The sequence below is a fragment of the Mesorhizobium sp. WSM4306 genome (genome assembly GCF_007003975.1).
GTDB lineage: Bacteria > Pseudomonadota > Alphaproteobacteria > Rhizobiales > Rhizobiaceae > Mesorhizobium.
The window spans coordinates 68,970-83,839 of sequence record NZ_VFTC01000005.1 but is presented as its reverse complement, the minus strand read 5'-3'; the positions used below and the strand labels follow the sequence as shown (position 1 = coordinate 83,839).

The following is a 14,870-nucleotide window of genomic DNA, read 5'->3' as shown; positions in this document are numbered from 1 at the left end:
TTGGTCCGCAACCGATTTCGCGGCCGCATATCCAATGGGGTAGGCTGACTATCGTCCGGCGTTTGACATGTTGCAAACGAATTGGAATGATACCAGCGATCAAATTTGCTTATGACTGAGACAATGCGGCCAACCCTCGACAGCGATCTCCTGCGCACCTTCGTCGCCATTGCCGAAGCGGGCAATTTCACCCGGGCGGCCGAGCAGGCCGGCCGCACCCAGTCGGCTGTGTCGATGCAGATGAAGAAGCTTGAAGAGCTGGTCGGCGACAGCCTGTTCGAACGCGGCTCGCGCGGCGTAGCGCTGACGCGCCGGGGCGGCGAGCTGATCGTCAATGCCCGCCGCATCGTCTCGCTGCTCGACGAGACGGCGGCGTCGATGGCGGCGGCACCGCTCGGCGGGCCGGTGCGGATCGGCATTCCCGAGGAATATGGCCACGCCATCCTGTCGCGCGCGCTCGGCGCTTTCTCAAAACGCCACACCAAGGTCGAGGTTACGGTACGCTATGCGCATTCAGGCGCGCAGCTGGCCGCACTTGCCGCCGGCGAGCTCGACCTCGCCGTGGTCTTCGAATGGCAGGATCCTGGTGGCGGCGAGGTGCTGATGCACGATCCGACGGTGTGGGTGACATCGAGCCTGCATCACATGCATGAGGAGCGGCCGGTGCCGATCGCGCTCTACAACAGGGCCGGCTGGTGCAAGGACTTCGCCATCAAGTCGCTGGAACAGCGCGGGCTGGCCTACCGTGTTGCCTATACCAGCGACACCACCGGCGGCCTGAAGCTTGCCGTCACCTCTGGCCTGGCGATCGCGCCGATCTCGCACAGCAACATTCCCGATGGCTGTCGCGAGCTCACTGCCGCCGACGGGTTCGGTCACATCGACTCCTCGAATGTGGTGATGCATCGCAACCCGAACGCGTCAGGCGAGGCGATCGACGGCATGCAGGAAGCGATCCGCGACGCATTCGTCAACAGGTCCGATTAAAGCGCGTCGCGCTGAAACGGATTCAAGCGACGCGCTTTAAGTCTTTGTTTTGATGCATGTCGTTGTCCCAGAACCGCAGCACACTTCTGGGCGACATGCATTAGAACAGCTCCTTCCGGGAAACTGCTTAGCCTGCCGCATCCTCGTAGAAATGCAGGCGATTGCCGAAGGGATCACCGACCGCCACTTCGCGGGTCTGCCAGGGCGTTGTTTCGAGACCCGGCCGGGCATAGCGGTATTTCTTGCCGATCAGTTCGCGATGCAGCGCCGCTATGTCCTCGACCTTGATGCGCATGGCTATGCCTGGAGCACCGTCGCCATGATGTTCGCTCAGATGCAGGACGCAGCCGTCGCGGATTACACCCATGTAGAGCGGCGCATTGTCGTCGAAGCGATGCTCGAACTCGATCGTGAAGCCGAGGAAGTCGAGATAGAATTCGCGCGCCTTGGCGATGTCGAAGATGCGCAGGATGGGCGTTACAGCCCCAAGTTTCGGCATGGCGTCACCATTGGGCTGGATCGGATATTCCCCCGAGCGACGCTACTTCAGTTCGAGCAACCGCTCGAGATAGCTGCGCTCGATGTCGGGGCTGAGCGCGTTGCCGAGCCGCTTGCGGATCGCTTCGAGGATCTGGCGCGCACGCTGCACGTCGATCTCGTCGGGCACCTTCACCGAATCGCCGAAATCGGGTCCGCGGCTGGCGCGCGGCCGGCCTAGCGGGTCGCGGTCGGCGTCCTGCTGGCGACCGCCTTCCTGGCTACCGCCCTGGTCGCCCTGCATCGCCTGCAACTGCTTCATCATCTCCTTGGCGCCCTTGCGCAGCGCTTCCAGCGCGCGACCCTGGTGGCCGACTGCCTGGTCGCCTTCACCTTCACCAAGCGACTTTTCGGCATTGCCCATGGATTTGCCGGCTTCGCCAAACCCCTCATTGGGCTGCATGCCCATGCCTTCCAGACCCTTCTTCAGCTTGTCGAGTTCGCTCTGCAGCTGGCCCTGGCCTTCCTGCAACTGCTTCATCGCATCGGCGAATTCCTGCGCCGTCATCGGCTTTTTACGGGCAAGCGGATCGCGATCGTCACCGGGGCCGGGTTTGTCCTGATCCTGGCCGCCGAGCTGCTGGTCGCCATCCTGCTGCTGGTCTTGATCCCGTTGGCCCTGGCCGCGCTGCATCTGGTCCATGCGGTAGGTGTCGTTCATCATCTCCTGCTGGCGGCGCATGATCTCGCCCAGCTTGTCCATCTGCTGGCGCATTTCGCTGTCCTGCTCGCCGCCTTGCTGCTGACGGCCGGCCTGCAGGTTGTTCATCATGTTTTCCAGCTGCGACAGCAGCTCCTGCGCCTTGTCGCGATCGCCTGATTTCGCCAGGTTCTCGATCTGGTCCATCATGCGGTCGATGTCGCTCTGGCGCAGCTCACGGCCGTTCTGCTGCATCTGCGGCGCGTTCGGGTTCTGCTTGGCGCGCTCGGCGAACTCCTGCAGGAATTCGTTCATCGCCTCGCGCAGTTCCTTCATCGCCTTTTCGATCTCTTCGTCGCTGGCGCCACGCTTGATGGCGTCCTGCAGCGCCTGCTGCGCCTGGCGCAGGCGCTTTTCCGCCGCGGAGAGATTGCCTTCCTCAATGCCGAGCGCGATTTCCCAGAGATAGGCAACCTCGCTGCGCAGTTGGTCGTCGCTGTCGGACATCTTCAGACGGCTGCGGGCGCTCATGACGGCGAGGTAATGCGACATGTTGTCGAACGTGTCTTCGGGTCGGAGCGTGATGGCGTCCATCAGGTCGAGCACGCGCGGCTTGGCGTTGGCATCGAGCGCCAGCAGGCGGCGCTGCTCGATCACTGCCCGCGCCAGTGGGTTGGCGAAGGGCCGCTCGGGCATCACAATAGTCTTGGTTTCGCTGGTCGCGGTGTGCCCGGCGTCGTCGGTGGCGACAAGCGACAGTTTGATGCTGGCGCCGGCCCAGACGTGTTCGGTGAGGTCCTTGGTGGTCTTGGCGGCGTTCGCCTTGCCGCCGCGGCGCGGTAGCGCCAATGGCATTTCAGGCGATCCGTAGAGCGGATGCGCACCGGGCGCCGCCGGATCGACCAGCGCGAAAACCGCCTTGGCGGTGGCCGCGCCATAGTCGTCGTCGATCTGGTAATTGAGCTCGAAGGCGCCGTTGACGGCGCGCTTGGGCTCGCCGACGAAGCGGATCGTCGGCGGCTTGTCGGGGATCACCGCGAATGCCCATTGGCCGAGATCGGCTTCGCCCGATTTCAGCGTCAGCGTCCCGTCAGCCGTCAGCTTGCCGGTGAACTGGCGCAGCTTGGGTGTCGCCGGGTTGGCCGCCGCTGCCTTGATCGCTGCCGCCTGCGGTCCCGTCGGGTCGATGGCGCGGGCATTGCCGCTCTTGTCGGCGAAGCTGAGCGTTTCCTCGCCGGAGCCGCCGGTGACGCGCAGCGAGACGTCGCTGCCTTGCGGCACGGTGAAGGTGGCGGTTGCCTGCTTGGCATTGTTGTCGATGACTGGGGTGGTCAGGAAGATGGGCGGCTTGCCGGTATAGGCCGGCGGGGTCACCCAGGCATCGATGCGCGGCGGCACGATGTCGCGCGCCGCATGGGCGCGGAAACCATCGGAGAGCCTGCCGCCCGACGGGCCGAAGGAAAAGGCAAAAGCAGTAACCAACAGCAGCGCCGCCACGGCGCGCAGCCCCCACGGGTCGCGTTCCGGCACGCGGGTACGCGGCAGATCGGCGCCGAGGCTGCCAAGCTTTTCGGCCATGCGCTTTTGGTGCTCGCGCCACAGCGCCTGGGAAAAGATGCTTTCCTTGCCGCTCGGACGGTCGGTCTGCACCAGCACCGGGCTGTGCTGCAACTGGTTGGCCGCCTCGATGCGGCGGTCGACCTCGGCGGCGGAGGGAAGCTTGAAGAAACGCAGCGGATAGAGCGCTGCAACCGCGGCAATGCCGAACGCCACGACCAGGGCAATGCGCGCAACGTCAGGCAGGCGTGGGAAAAGGCCGAGCCAGGAGAGGCTGAGGAACAGGCTGGCGACGATGAGCAGCGGTAGAATCAGCGGCCAGCCGCGCTCGACCGACATCGAGAGGCGTGTCGCCAGCCGGCTTAGGGCAAGCCGCCCGGCCAGGCTGCGATCGCCGCTGGAAATGGGGCTTTCCGTCATCGGCCCTTCCTGCCCGGGCGGGATAGCCCGGACTCAACCAATGCAAGTTTACCAGCAAACACGGCAAAGGCGAGGCGGTTCCGGAAAACTTGAAGAGCTTTGGCGGGTTTCCACCCGCAATTCAGTCAAAGCAAGAATCAGAATTTCGGCAAGAATCAGAATTTGGCCGGATCGGTGTTTGAGCCGCAGACCAGGACCGCGATCCGTTCGCCCGGTGCCGGCGTGTAGCGGCCGGACAACAGCGCTGCGAAGGCTGCGGCGCCGCCCGGCTCGGCGATGATCCGCACCCGCTCCCACAGTGCCTTCTGCGCGGCGATGATGGCGTCGTCGGTGACCAGGATGGAGCGCTCGACAAAGGCCTCGGCGATCGGGAACATCATTTCGCCGACGCGCTTGGGCGCCAGCGAATCGGCGGCGACGCCTTCGGCGGGCGCATCGACCGGGTGGCCGGCCTCGAAGGCGCGATGGAGCGTCGGCGCGCCTTCAGGTTCGATGGCGATGATCCTGATGCGACCGGCAAACCAGGCCGCGATGCCGCCGATCAGGCCGCCGCCGCCGACGGCGACCAGCAGCGTGTCGATCTCAGGCAAGTCTTGCTCGATTTCGAGGCCGAGCGTGCCTTGGCCGACGAGTGTTTCTTCCTGGTTGAAGGCGTGGATCTGCAAGGCGCCGGTCTTTTCGGCAAAACCCTCGCTGGCAGCAAGCGCCTCGGCATAGCGGGCCCCGCCGACGATCAGTTCGGCGCCGTAGCCGCGGATGCGCTGAAGCTTAGCCGGCGGACTGACTTCGGGAACGAAGATCGTCGCCTTGTGGCCAAGCCGCATGGCGGCATAGGCGACAGCGGCGCCATGATTGCCGCCCGACGCCGCGACGACGCCGACCGCGGGCACCGGCCGTTCCAGCAGATTAGTGAAGGCGCCGCGCGCCTTGAACGAGCCGGAATGCTGCAGGCATTCGAGCTTGAGGTCGACCGCCAGCGGCGGCCGGTCGAAATCGGCCATGTCGACGCGCAACACCGGCGTGTGTCTGACATAGGGGCGGATGCGCGGCTCCATCGCGGCAATGCGTTCGCGCGTGATGCTGCTGCCGTTGGTCATGACCATCTCCTTGGGATTGACAGCAATTAGTAACTTGGCAAAATGGCTAAATGCAAGAGGTTGATGTCTTCAAGGCGATCGCCAACGAACGCAGACTGCAGATCCTCGACTGGCTGAAGGATCCGCGGGCGCATTTCCCGGCCCAGGCAGACGGCGATCTGGTCGAGGACGGCGTTTGCGCGCTGCTGATCGCAGAGAAGCTCGGCATTACGCAGGCGACGCTCTCCGAGCATATGCGCGTGCTTATCCAGGCCGGCCTGCTGCGCCCCAAGCGCATCAAGCAATGGACGTTCTACCGCCGCGACGAGGACAAGATCGCCGACACAAGGATGCTCATCCAGAACCGGCTCTAGCGCAGCCGGCGCGGCGGCTTCTATGCGAGCCAGTCGGGCACTGAATCCAGGCCGATCAGCTCGTCATAGGTCTGGCGCTGGCGCACGACATGAAAGCGGTCGCCGTCGACCAGAACCTCGGGCACCAGAAGCCTTGTGTTGTAGGTGCCGGACTGCACCGCGCCATAGGCGCCGGCCGTCGAGACGGCAATCAGGTCACCAGACTTCAGCCGGGGCAGGTCACGGTCGAGGCCGAGATAGTCGCCGGTCTCGCAGACCGGGCCGACAATGTCGACCGCCATGCGTGGCGTGTCGGCCGGCGGCTGCACCACCGGCTTGATGTCGTGGAAGGCATCGTAGAGCGTCGGCCGGATCAGGTCGTTCATGGCGGCGTCGACGACGAGGAAGTTCTTGGCGTCGCCTTCCTTCACGAAGATCACTTCCGAGACCAGGATGCCGGCATTGCCGACGATCAGCCGGCCCGGCTCGAACATCACCTTCACCCCAAGCTTTGTCAGATGCTTCCTGACGATCTCGGCATAGGCATCGGGTAGAGGCGGCGGGCTGTTGTCGGTGCGGTAGGGAATGCCCAGGCCACCGCCGACATCGACGTGCTCGACGGCGTGGCCATCGGTGCGCAGCGCGCCGACCAGTTCCGCCAGAAGCGCGAAGGCGTCGTCAAAGGGCTGCAACTCGGTGATCTGGCTGCCGATATGGGTGTCGATGCCGATGGGCTTGATGCCCGGCAGCCCGGCGGCACGGGCATAGACCTGGCGCGCCCTTTGCCAGGGTATGCCGAATTTGTTCTCGGCCTTGCCGGTGGAAATCTTCCTGTGCGTCCTGGCATCGACATCCGGGTTGATGCGCAGCGAGACCGGCGCCACCTTGCCGAGTGCCGTGGCGCGGGCCGACAGCAATTCCAGCTCCGGCTCGGATTCGACGTTGAAGCAGAGAATGCCGGCCTCGAGCGCGAAATCCATTTCGCGCGCGGTCTTGCCGACACCGGAAAACACGATCTTGTTGGCCGGGATGCCCGCGGCGAGCGCGCGGCGCATCTCGCCTTCCGAGACGGTATCGGCGCCGGCTCCCAGCCTTGCCAGCGTGCGCAGCACCGCCTGGTTGGAATTCGCCTTCAAGGCATAGCAGACCAGCGTGTCGAGCCCGGCGAAGGCACCGGCGAAGACGCGGAAATGCCGGGTCAGGGTTGCCGTCGAATAACAATAGAACGGCGTGCCGACGCTTGCGGCGATGCCTGGTATCGCCACGTCCTCGGCATGGAGCACGCCGTCGCGGTAGTCGAAATGGTTCACGAGAGTGTTTCCGGAAGTTGGAGCAAGAGACCTGGTCCCAGATAAACTAAGCCGGTCTCGTCGGCTCTAGAGCAGCGGGTCGAGGATGAACTTCTTGTCCACGACCGGTTTTTCCGGCTCCGGCGGCACGGGCTGTTTGGCGCGCTCGGCGTCCTTGCGGGCCTGGACGGCTGCTTCATAGGGCGTGTCAAGACCGGCCTTGCGGCCGCAGGCGGTTACGGCGACCATCGCCGTCAGCAGCGTCAGCGTCACCAAAATCCTGCGTGCGGTCATCGATCCATCCGTCCGAAACTTCTATGTGCTGCCGCTTTTAACCGAGTTTTCGGCGCATTGCACCCCGGATATTGCTGGTCGCAATACCTCGGGACATTGCTGTCGCAATGGCGGGACATTGCTGTCGCAATGCCCGGGGATCATGCCTTGGCGATGCGCTTTTTCCAGGTGCGGATCTGCTTCCGGACTTCCGACGGCGCGGTGCCACCGAAGCTTGTGCGGCTCTTGACCGAATTCTGCACCGCAAGCACCGAAAAGATGTCCTCGGTGATGCCCGGGTTGATCGACTGCAGGTCCTCCAGCGAAAGCTTCTCCAGGCTGACCTTCTTCTCTTCAGCCAGCGCCACCGCGCGGCCGGTGACATGATGCGCCTCGCGGAAGGGCAGGCCCAGCGTGCGCACCAGCCAGTCGGCGAGGTCGGTCGCGGTCGCGTGGCCGGAGCCGGCGGCCTTCTTCATGGCAGCGGCGTTCACCGTCATGTCGCGCACCATGCCGGTCATCGCGGCCAGCATCAGATCGAGCGTTTCGGCGGCGTCGAAGACCGATTCCTTGTCCTCCTGCATGTCCTTGCCATAGGTCAGCGGCATGCCCTTCATCACCGTCAGCAGGCCGACCAGATGGCCGGTGACGCGGCCGGTCTTGCCGCGCACGAGTTCGGCGGCGTCCGGGTTCTTCTTCTGCGGCATGATCGAGGAGCCGGTGGAGAAGGAATCCGATAGCCTGACGAAGCCGAACTGCGGCGTTGACCAGATGATGATCTCTTCGGCGAGCCGCGACAGATGCGTAGCGCAGATCGCTGCCAGACCTAAGAACTCCAGCGCGAAATCGCGGTCGGAAACGCTGTCCAGCGAATTGCGCATCGGTTCGCGGAAGCCGAGCGCCTTTGCGGTCTGGTGGCGGTCGATCGGGAAGCTGGTGCCGGCAAGGGCTGCCGCGCCCAACGGGCTTTCATCCATCCGCTCGATGGCGTCGCGGACGCGCGAAAGGTCGCGCGAGAACATCTCGACATAGGCCATGCAGTGGTGGCCGAAAGTCACCGGCTGCGCTGCCTGCATGTGGGTGAAGCCCGGCATGACGGTTGCCGCATGCTCCTCGGCCCGCTCGAGGAAGGCTGATATCAGACCCTTCAGCGCCTCGGCGACACGGAAACACTCGTCCTTGACCCAAAGCCGGAGATCGACCGCGACCTGGTCGTTGCGCGAGCGGGCGGTGTGCAGGCGGCCGGCGGCCGAGCCGATCAGATCGGCGAGGCGGGCCTCGACATTCATGTGGATGTCTTCCAGCCGGGTCGAGAATTCGAACGTGCCGGCCTCGATCTCTTTCAGGATCGTGTTCAGGCCGTGAGCGATTTTTTCTTGATCGGCCGCCGAAATAATGCCCGTTTGCGCCAACATCTCGCTATGAGCGATCGAACCTCTTATGTCCTGCGCATAGAGTTTGCGGTCGAACGAGATCGACGCGTTGATCGCTTCCATTATGGCGGCCGGACCCGAGGCAAAACGTCCGCCCCACATCTGGTTGCTGGCCTTCTTGTCGCTCATCGCTATAACCCGTGCTCCGGAGCAGTTTTAGAATAATGGCTAACGGCAATAGATACTTCCCGGCCCCGTGCCTGATCCTTGCCGCTTTGGTGGCCGGCGTGCTGGCGGGCGCGGTCGCGGTATATGTCAGCGAGAGCGGTTCTGGCAACAACGCAACCTCCGGCAGCGCGCCAGCGCAAGCTGCCGCCGGCGGCGGCAAGGACGACGTCGCCTGTGCCGCCAAGAGCGACCGTGCCAAGAAGGTCGCCGCCGCGGCCACGGGCCAGGTTGCCGCATTGTTGCCCGCCGATCCGCCGCAATCGCTGAAAAGCCTGGCCTTCAACGGGCCGGACGGCAAGCCGATGACGATCGCCGACCATGCCGGCAAGACGGTGCTGCTCAATCTGTGGGCGACATGGTGCGCGCCCTGCCGTGCCGAAATGCCGGCTCTCGATGCGCTGCAGAAGGAAAAGGGCAGCGACGCCTTCGAGGTGATCGCGGTCAATGTCGACGCCGGCGACGATGTGAAACCGAAGAAATTCCTTGGCGACATCGGTATCGAGAAGCTCGGTTACTACCGCGATTCGACGCTGGCGTTGTTCAACGACGTCAAGACACGCGGCCTGGCGCTAGGCCTTCCCGTCACCATGCTGATCGACGGCGAAGGCTGCCTGGTCGCGCATATGAATGGCCCGGCCGAATGGTCGGGACCGGATGCCAAGCGGCTCATAGAGGCGGCACTCGCGCCTTAGGCTGAGCGAAGCGCCGCCGCCGGTTCGAGCATCAGGATGCTGCCGCCGCGCGGTTTGATCGGGGCGTCGTCGTCAGCTGGCGCAGTGACGCCGGTCAGGTCGCTGAACGCCTCGATCGGGCTCGGTCGGCCAAGATAATAGCCCTGGCCAATCTCGCAGGCTTCGGCGTCGAGGAATTTCAGTTCGCCCAGTGTTTCGACGCCCTCGGCCAGAACCGGCAGGCCGAGACCTCGGCCAAGCCCCAGCACGGCACGCACGATGGCCGCCACCTGGCCGTTGCTGTCGACCGATTTGATGAACGAACCGTCGATTTTGATCTTGTCGAAGGGGAAAGCGCGAAGGTTGGACAGCGAGGAGTAGCCGGTGCCGAAATCGTCCATCGCCACACGCACGCCCAGCGCCTTGACCTGTCGCAAGGTGGCGAGCGCGCGCGGCATATCCTTGACCAGCGCCGTTTCGGTGATCTCGAGTTCGAGCCTGCCGGGCGCTAGCCCGGAGGCAAGGAGGACCTCGTGGACCTTGCGGCTGAAATTCGGGTTGTGGAGTTGCACCGCCGAGACATTGACCGCGACGGTGAGAGGGCCCTTCCAGCGGGCAGCCTCGGCGCAGGCTGTCGCCAGCACCCATTCGCCGATCTGAATGATGACGCCGCTGTCTTCGGCCACCGGGATGAAGGTCACCGGCGACACGTCACCGCGTTGCGGATGGCGCCAGCGGATCAGCGCCTCGAACCCGACCATCCGTCCGCTGCTGATCTCCTTTTGCGGCTGGTAGACGAGGCGAAACTCATTGCGCGCTATGGCCTGCCGAAGCTCGTGCTCCATCACGCGCCGGTCGCGCGCCTCGGCGCCCATCGAGGCCTCGAAATAGCGGTAGGTGTCCTTGCCTTCGGCCTTGGCGCGATAGAGTGCCGTATCGGCATGGCTGACCAGGGCTGTCGGCTCGTCGGCGTCGAGCGGATAAAGCGCAATGCCGATGCTGGCAGACACCAGGCCGCCACCGACCGACTGCCGGTTTTCCTCGCGCATCGACGCCAGCACCGCCTCGGCAATGCGGCCCGCTGCCTGCGGATCAGAAAGGTTCGGGGCGATGATGGCGAACTCGTCGCCGCCGAGACGCGCCAGCATCTGCCCTTGGCGGAGCACGCCGGAGGCGCATAGCGCCACCTTCTGCAGCATGGCATCGCCGGCGCCGTGCCCGAACAGGTCGTTCACTTCCTTGAAGCGGTCGAGATCGAGCAGCAGCAGCGCAAGATGCCCGCCCTTGCCGCCTCGGTGCATTGCGGCAATTTCGGCCTCGAGCCGGCCGGAGAAACTGCGGCGGTTGGGGAGCCCGGTCAGCGGGTCGAAGTGGGCGAGGCGCAGGATCTCCTGCTCGGCCTTCTTGCGTTCGCGGATGTCGCGTACTGCAACGACGCTGTGCCGCTTGCCGCAATAGTCGATGCTCCTGGCGATCAATTCGACGGGGATGGCGGTGCCGTCATGGCTTCTCAACTCGGCTTCCAGTGCCTGTCCGCTGCAGTCGGACATGCTGGCCGCTGTGCGTTCGCCGAAAAGGTCGCCGAGCAGCATCGCGTTCAGCGCTTCCGGCGCCATGCCGGTGAGCGCGGCGATGCTGTCATTGGCGCTGACGATGCGGGTGCCGTCGCAGACGATCAGGCCCTCGACGGCGGCGTTTGCGAGGCCGTGCATCCGCTCAGCCTCGAGCTTGTGATGACGGAAGCGCAGGTCGATCCACAGTGCCGCGGCTGAAAGCACCAGGATCACCAGGCTGACTGCGGCGGCGGCGAAGGCCTGCGATACCGGCTCGACCGTGAACTGCGATATCTCGATGGAGGAGTCCGGGAAGATCGACACCGCGCCCATGGCGATGAAGTGCAGGGTGCAGATCGCCAGCGTCAACAGGACGGCGGCGCCGATGGTCGCCTGCATGGACGGGCGCCGCAGCACGACCAGCAGCGCCAGTGCGGCGAGGGTGACGCCTGCCAGCAGCGAGACGGCGACCAAAAGCGTGTTCCAGACGATCCGTCCTTCGACCTCGAAAGCGGCCATACCGATATAGTGCATGGCGGCGATGCCGGCACCGAGGATCGCGCCGCCGACCAAGGCGTAGTCGATGCCCCGGCGCAAGGTGGCAATCCACATGCCGGCAGCTGTCAGGGCGACGGAAGCGGCGAGCGAAAGCGCCGACAGTTCCGCATTGTAGGCGTTGGGTATTCCCGGAGAAAAGGCAAGCATGGCGATGAAATGCGTCGCCCAGATACCGAAGCCGGTGGAAGTGGCTGATATCATCAGCCAGGTATAGCGGTTGCGTTCGCTTGAGCGGTCGACATGGCGAAGCAGATTGACCGCCGAGAAGGAAGAAATACCGCAAATGAGGGCTGCCAGTGCGACCAGTCTCAGATCGTGCTCGTGCACGATGCAATTATAGACCGTCAGCATCTCGCCCCACCTGCTCTCCCGCAGCAATCAAGCCATCGACTTGAGTAGTACGAGGCGCTTGAAGAATCAGTTATGCGCACCACAACTACAGCGGGTTTTCCGGGTTGTACCTTGCTGCGACCCTCCGCTCGACGTTCCAAGCCACAACGGTCAGGCTCTTGCCGGCCCTTGCCGAGACGCCGTGCCGCCAATCTCGATCTGACCGAGCGTGGGAATGGCGGCCGCATCACGCAGACGGGTGGCGCTGTCGCGCGGGCCTTCGCGCATCGCCTGGCGGTTGGCTGCAGGCACATGCCTCAATTGCGGGACCAGCATTCGTCTCTCCACTCAAGCCCGTCATCTGGCCCGTCACCTGGCAAGACACATTAGCCGGATAATCATTCTTGGGGCCGGGTCTTTACGCCTTTCCGAGGCGCCCTAGCTACCTAGAGCGCCGATGTGACGGTTTCATGCCGGCGTGGCCGTCGAGGAGGAGAGACCGGCTGTCCACGGGCCTGAAAGGGCACAACAGAACTGTCACATACCTTCTCTATGAGAGCGGCAAGGGACTTGCGCAAAGCCTGATGTCATCAGCCACTCAAGAGGGATAAAATCCATGTCGATCTTCAAGCAGGGCCTTGCGGCCCTTGCCGCCGGCGCCTTCAGCATCGCGCTGGCGCAGCCGGCTGCCGCGGAGCCGGTCAAATTCGATTTCTGGTTCGGCCTGTCGGGCGACCTCGCTCGCGTCGTCGATACGCTGTGCAAGAACTTCAACGCTTCGCAAGCCGACTATGAAGTCGTCTGCACCAGCCAGGGCAATTACGACGCCACGCTGCAGAACACCATTGCCGCCTTCCGTGCCGGCAAGCAGCCCGCCGTCGTGCAGGTCTATGACGTCGGCACCGCCACCATGATGCTGTCGGGCGCCTACAAGCCAGCCGACAAGCTGATGGAAGAAAACGGCTACAAGATCGACTACGCCGACTATTTCCCCGGCATCGCCCGCTACTATGCGACGTCGAAGGGCGAGATGCTCTCGTTCCCGTTCAATTCCTCGACCCCGCTGATGTACTGGAACAAGGACGCCTTCGCCAAGATCGGCAAGACCGAGGCGCCGAAGACCTGGGAAGATGTCGGCGCCGACCTCAAGGCCCTGAAGGACGCCGGCTATGAATGCCCGATGGCGATCAACATCTCGGCCAACGAAAGCTGGCAGCTGATGGAGCAGTTCTCGGCGCTCCACAACCAGCCGATCGCGACCAAGAACAACGGCTATGACGGCCTCGACGCCCGTCTGGAAGTCAACAAGACCAAGTTCGTGCAGTACGTCACCGATCTGAAGAAGTGGTATGACGCCGGCCTGATCAAGATCAAGTCCAAGGACCTCGGCCAGGATATGGTCCAGTCCTTCGCCACCGGTACCTGCCAGGTCATCATGACCTCGGTCGGCGACCACGGCACCGTCGGCAAGACGCAGAAAGAAGGCATGAACTGGGATGTCGCCGAACTGCCGGTCTATGCCGGCACCGAACGCAAGAATTCGCTCGTCGGCGGCGCCTCGCTGTGGGTGCTGTCGGGCAAGTCGGATGCCGAATACAAGGGCGCTGCCGCGTTCCTGAACTTCATCCACGACCCCAAGACGGCCTTGTTCTGGTCGACCAACACCGGCTACATCCCGGTGACCAAGTCGGGCTTCGAGTACATGAAGTCCACCGGCTTCTACGACAAGGCGCCCTACAAGGGCCGTGAAACCGCGATCGCCAGCCTGACCGCGTCCGAGCCGACCGAAATCACCCGCGGCATCCGTCTGGGCAACTTCACCCAGATCCGCGCCGAGTTCGGCACCCAGATGCAGGCGATCTTCGCCAACAAAGTCAGCGTCCAGGAAGGCCTCGACACGCTGGTCAAGAACGGCGACGCCATCCTTGAGCGTTTCCAGCAGACCTATCCGGGCAAGACCCTGCCCTAACCCCCGGATACCGGTATGGCCGCCCGCCAAGAATCGACGGGCGGCCATTTCGTATCTAGCCCTTTTTGGAGCATGATCTTTTCCAAAAACCGGTACCCACTTTTTGGGACCATGCTCTAGTTCATGCAGGAAAACGGGCCGGCGGTTCAACGGCCTGGGCGGACCGATGGAAAAACGCGTTACCTTCAGCAGGTGGACTATCGGCATCCTCTTCGCGGTGCCGCAGCTGCTTTTGATCTTCACCTTCTTCTACTGGCCGGCCGGCCAGGCGGTATACTGGTCGCTGACGCTGCAGCAGCCCTGGGGCGGCGGCAACATCTGGGTCGGGCTCGACAATTTCCGCTCGATCCTGTCCAACGCCGACTACTGGAACTCGATCAGCGCCAGCCTCATCTTCGCCGGCATCAGCACCGGCCTGGCGATGTTCATCGCGCTCGTTCTTGCCGCGCTCACCGATCGCCAGCTTGCCGGCTCGCGCTTTTATCGCGTGGTGCTGATATGGCCCTACGGCATCGCCGCGCCCGCGCTGGCGCTGGCGTTCCGCTTCATCCTGGCGCCGGAAGCCGGCTTCATGGCCGTCGTCAACCAGGTCTGGCCCGGCTTCTGGGATCCCGGCCTCGACGGCGCTGATGCCATGGCTTCGATCATCGTTGCCTTTTCGTGGAAATATGTCGGCTATAACTTCATCTTCTTCCTTGCCGCCTTCCAGGCCATACCGCGCTCGCTGATCGAGGCGGCGGCGATGGACGGGTCCGGCGTCATCAGGCGCTTCTGGGATATCCAGTTCCCGTTGATCACGCCGACGATCTTCTTCCTGCTGGTCATCAACATCACCGAGAGCTTCCAGGATTCCTTCGGCATCGTCGACATCATGACCTCGGGCGGCCCTGCCAACGCCACCAATCTGATGGTCTACAAGATCTATTCGGACGGCTTCAAAGGGCTCGATTATTCCGGCGCCGCCGCGCAGAGCATCATCCTGATGCTGCTCATCATCGTGCTGACCATTTTCCAGTTCCGCTTCATCGAGCGGCGCGTGCACTACAGGTGAGATGA

General features: G+C 63.7%; 13 protein-coding genes. 5 read left to right on the top strand and 8 right to left on the bottom strand.

Features of this window, described 5'->3' with window-relative positions; genetic code table 11:
- Positions 1-123 precede the first annotated feature (123 nt).
- Positions 124-987 carry a LysR substrate-binding domain-containing protein gene (locus tag FJV77_RS08880; RefSeq protein ID WP_112562313.1) on the top strand — a complete coding sequence of 288 codons (864 nt, stop codon included), beginning with the start codon at positions 124-126 and terminating at the stop codon, positions 985-987.
- A gap of 127 nt (positions 988-1,114) precedes the next feature.
- Here FJV77_RS08880 and FJV77_RS08875 read toward each other — a convergent pair whose 3' ends face one another.
- The 3 genes from FJV77_RS08875 to FJV77_RS08865 form a co-directional block, all read right to left on the bottom strand.
- Positions 1,115-1,486: a glyoxalase superfamily protein gene (locus FJV77_RS08875; RefSeq protein ID WP_142866435.1), complete on the bottom strand. Its 372-nt coding sequence runs from the start codon at positions 1,484-1,486 to the stop codon at positions 1,115-1,117.
- Between the two features lie 42 nt (positions 1,487-1,528).
- Complete coding sequence (locus FJV77_RS08870; protein ID WP_142866434.1) at positions 1,529-4,141, bottom strand: TIGR02302 family protein; 2,613 nt, start codon at positions 4,139-4,141, stop codon at positions 1,529-1,531.
- Between the two features lie 155 nt (positions 4,142-4,296).
- Positions 4,297-5,238 (bottom strand): threonine/serine dehydratase, encoded by a 942-nt coding sequence (locus FJV77_RS08865; protein ID WP_142866433.1) that lies wholly within the window; start codon positions 5,236-5,238, stop codon positions 4,297-4,299.
- A gap of 50 nt (positions 5,239-5,288) precedes the next feature.
- On the opposite strand from FJV77_RS08865, the gene FJV77_RS08860 reads away from it, so the two are divergent.
- On the top strand, positions 5,289-5,591 hold the full coding sequence (locus FJV77_RS08860) for a metalloregulator ArsR/SmtB family transcription factor (RefSeq protein WP_142866432.1): 303 nt from the start codon (positions 5,289-5,291) through the stop codon (positions 5,589-5,591).
- A 20-nt stretch (positions 5,592-5,611) separates the two neighbouring features.
- Here FJV77_RS08860 and lysA read toward each other — a convergent pair whose 3' ends face one another.
- The 3 genes from lysA to argH all read right to left on the bottom strand — a co-directional run bounded on the left by lysA (position 5,612) and on the right by argH (position 8,694).
- Positions 5,612-6,880 carry a diaminopimelate decarboxylase gene (gene lysA, locus FJV77_RS08855; RefSeq protein ID WP_142866431.1) on the bottom strand — a complete coding sequence of 423 codons (1,269 nt, stop codon included), beginning with the start codon at positions 6,878-6,880 and terminating at the stop codon, positions 5,612-5,614.
- Between the two features lie 66 nt (positions 6,881-6,946).
- A complete protein-coding gene (locus FJV77_RS08850) occupies positions 6,947-7,153 on the bottom strand; it encodes a hypothetical protein (RefSeq protein WP_112562243.1) in 207 nt (68 codons plus the stop codon).
- A gap of 140 nt (positions 7,154-7,293) precedes the next feature.
- Positions 7,294-8,694 (bottom strand): argininosuccinate lyase, encoded by a 1,401-nt coding sequence (gene argH, locus FJV77_RS08845; protein WP_142866430.1) that lies wholly within the window; start codon positions 8,692-8,694, stop codon positions 7,294-7,296.
- 35 nt (positions 8,695-8,729) lie between these two features.
- On the opposite strand from argH, the gene FJV77_RS08840 reads away from it, so the two are divergent.
- Entirely contained in the window at positions 8,730-9,425 is a 696-nt protein-coding gene (locus FJV77_RS08840) for a TlpA disulfide reductase family protein (RefSeq protein ID WP_142866429.1), read from the top strand.
- Here the strand turns inward: FJV77_RS08840 and FJV77_RS08835 are convergent.
- Entirely contained in the window at positions 9,422-11,866 is a 2,445-nt protein-coding gene (locus tag FJV77_RS08835; protein ID WP_142866428.1) for an EAL domain-containing protein, read from the bottom strand. The two genes, FJV77_RS08840 and FJV77_RS08835, sit on opposite strands and share 4 nt — an antisense overlap.
- A 150-nt stretch (positions 11,867-12,016) precedes the next feature.
- Positions 12,017-12,181: a hypothetical protein gene (locus FJV77_RS08830; RefSeq protein WP_246691193.1), complete on the bottom strand. Its 165-nt coding sequence runs from the start codon at positions 12,179-12,181 to the stop codon at positions 12,017-12,019.
- A gap of 280 nt (positions 12,182-12,461) precedes the next feature.
- Here FJV77_RS08830 and FJV77_RS08825 point away from each other — a divergent pair, with 280 nt between their 5' ends.
- Together FJV77_RS08825 and FJV77_RS08820 are read left to right on the top strand one after the other, a co-directional pair.
- Positions 12,462-13,814 (top strand): extracellular solute-binding protein, encoded by a 1,353-nt coding sequence (locus tag FJV77_RS08825; protein ID WP_142866427.1) that lies wholly within the window; start codon positions 12,462-12,464, stop codon positions 13,812-13,814.
- Positions 13,815-13,980: 166 nt separating this feature from the next.
- Complete coding sequence (locus FJV77_RS08820) at positions 13,981-14,865, top strand: sugar ABC transporter permease (RefSeq protein ID WP_142866426.1); 885 nt, start codon at positions 13,981-13,983, stop codon at positions 14,863-14,865.
- Positions 14,866-14,870: the final 5 nt, after the last annotated feature.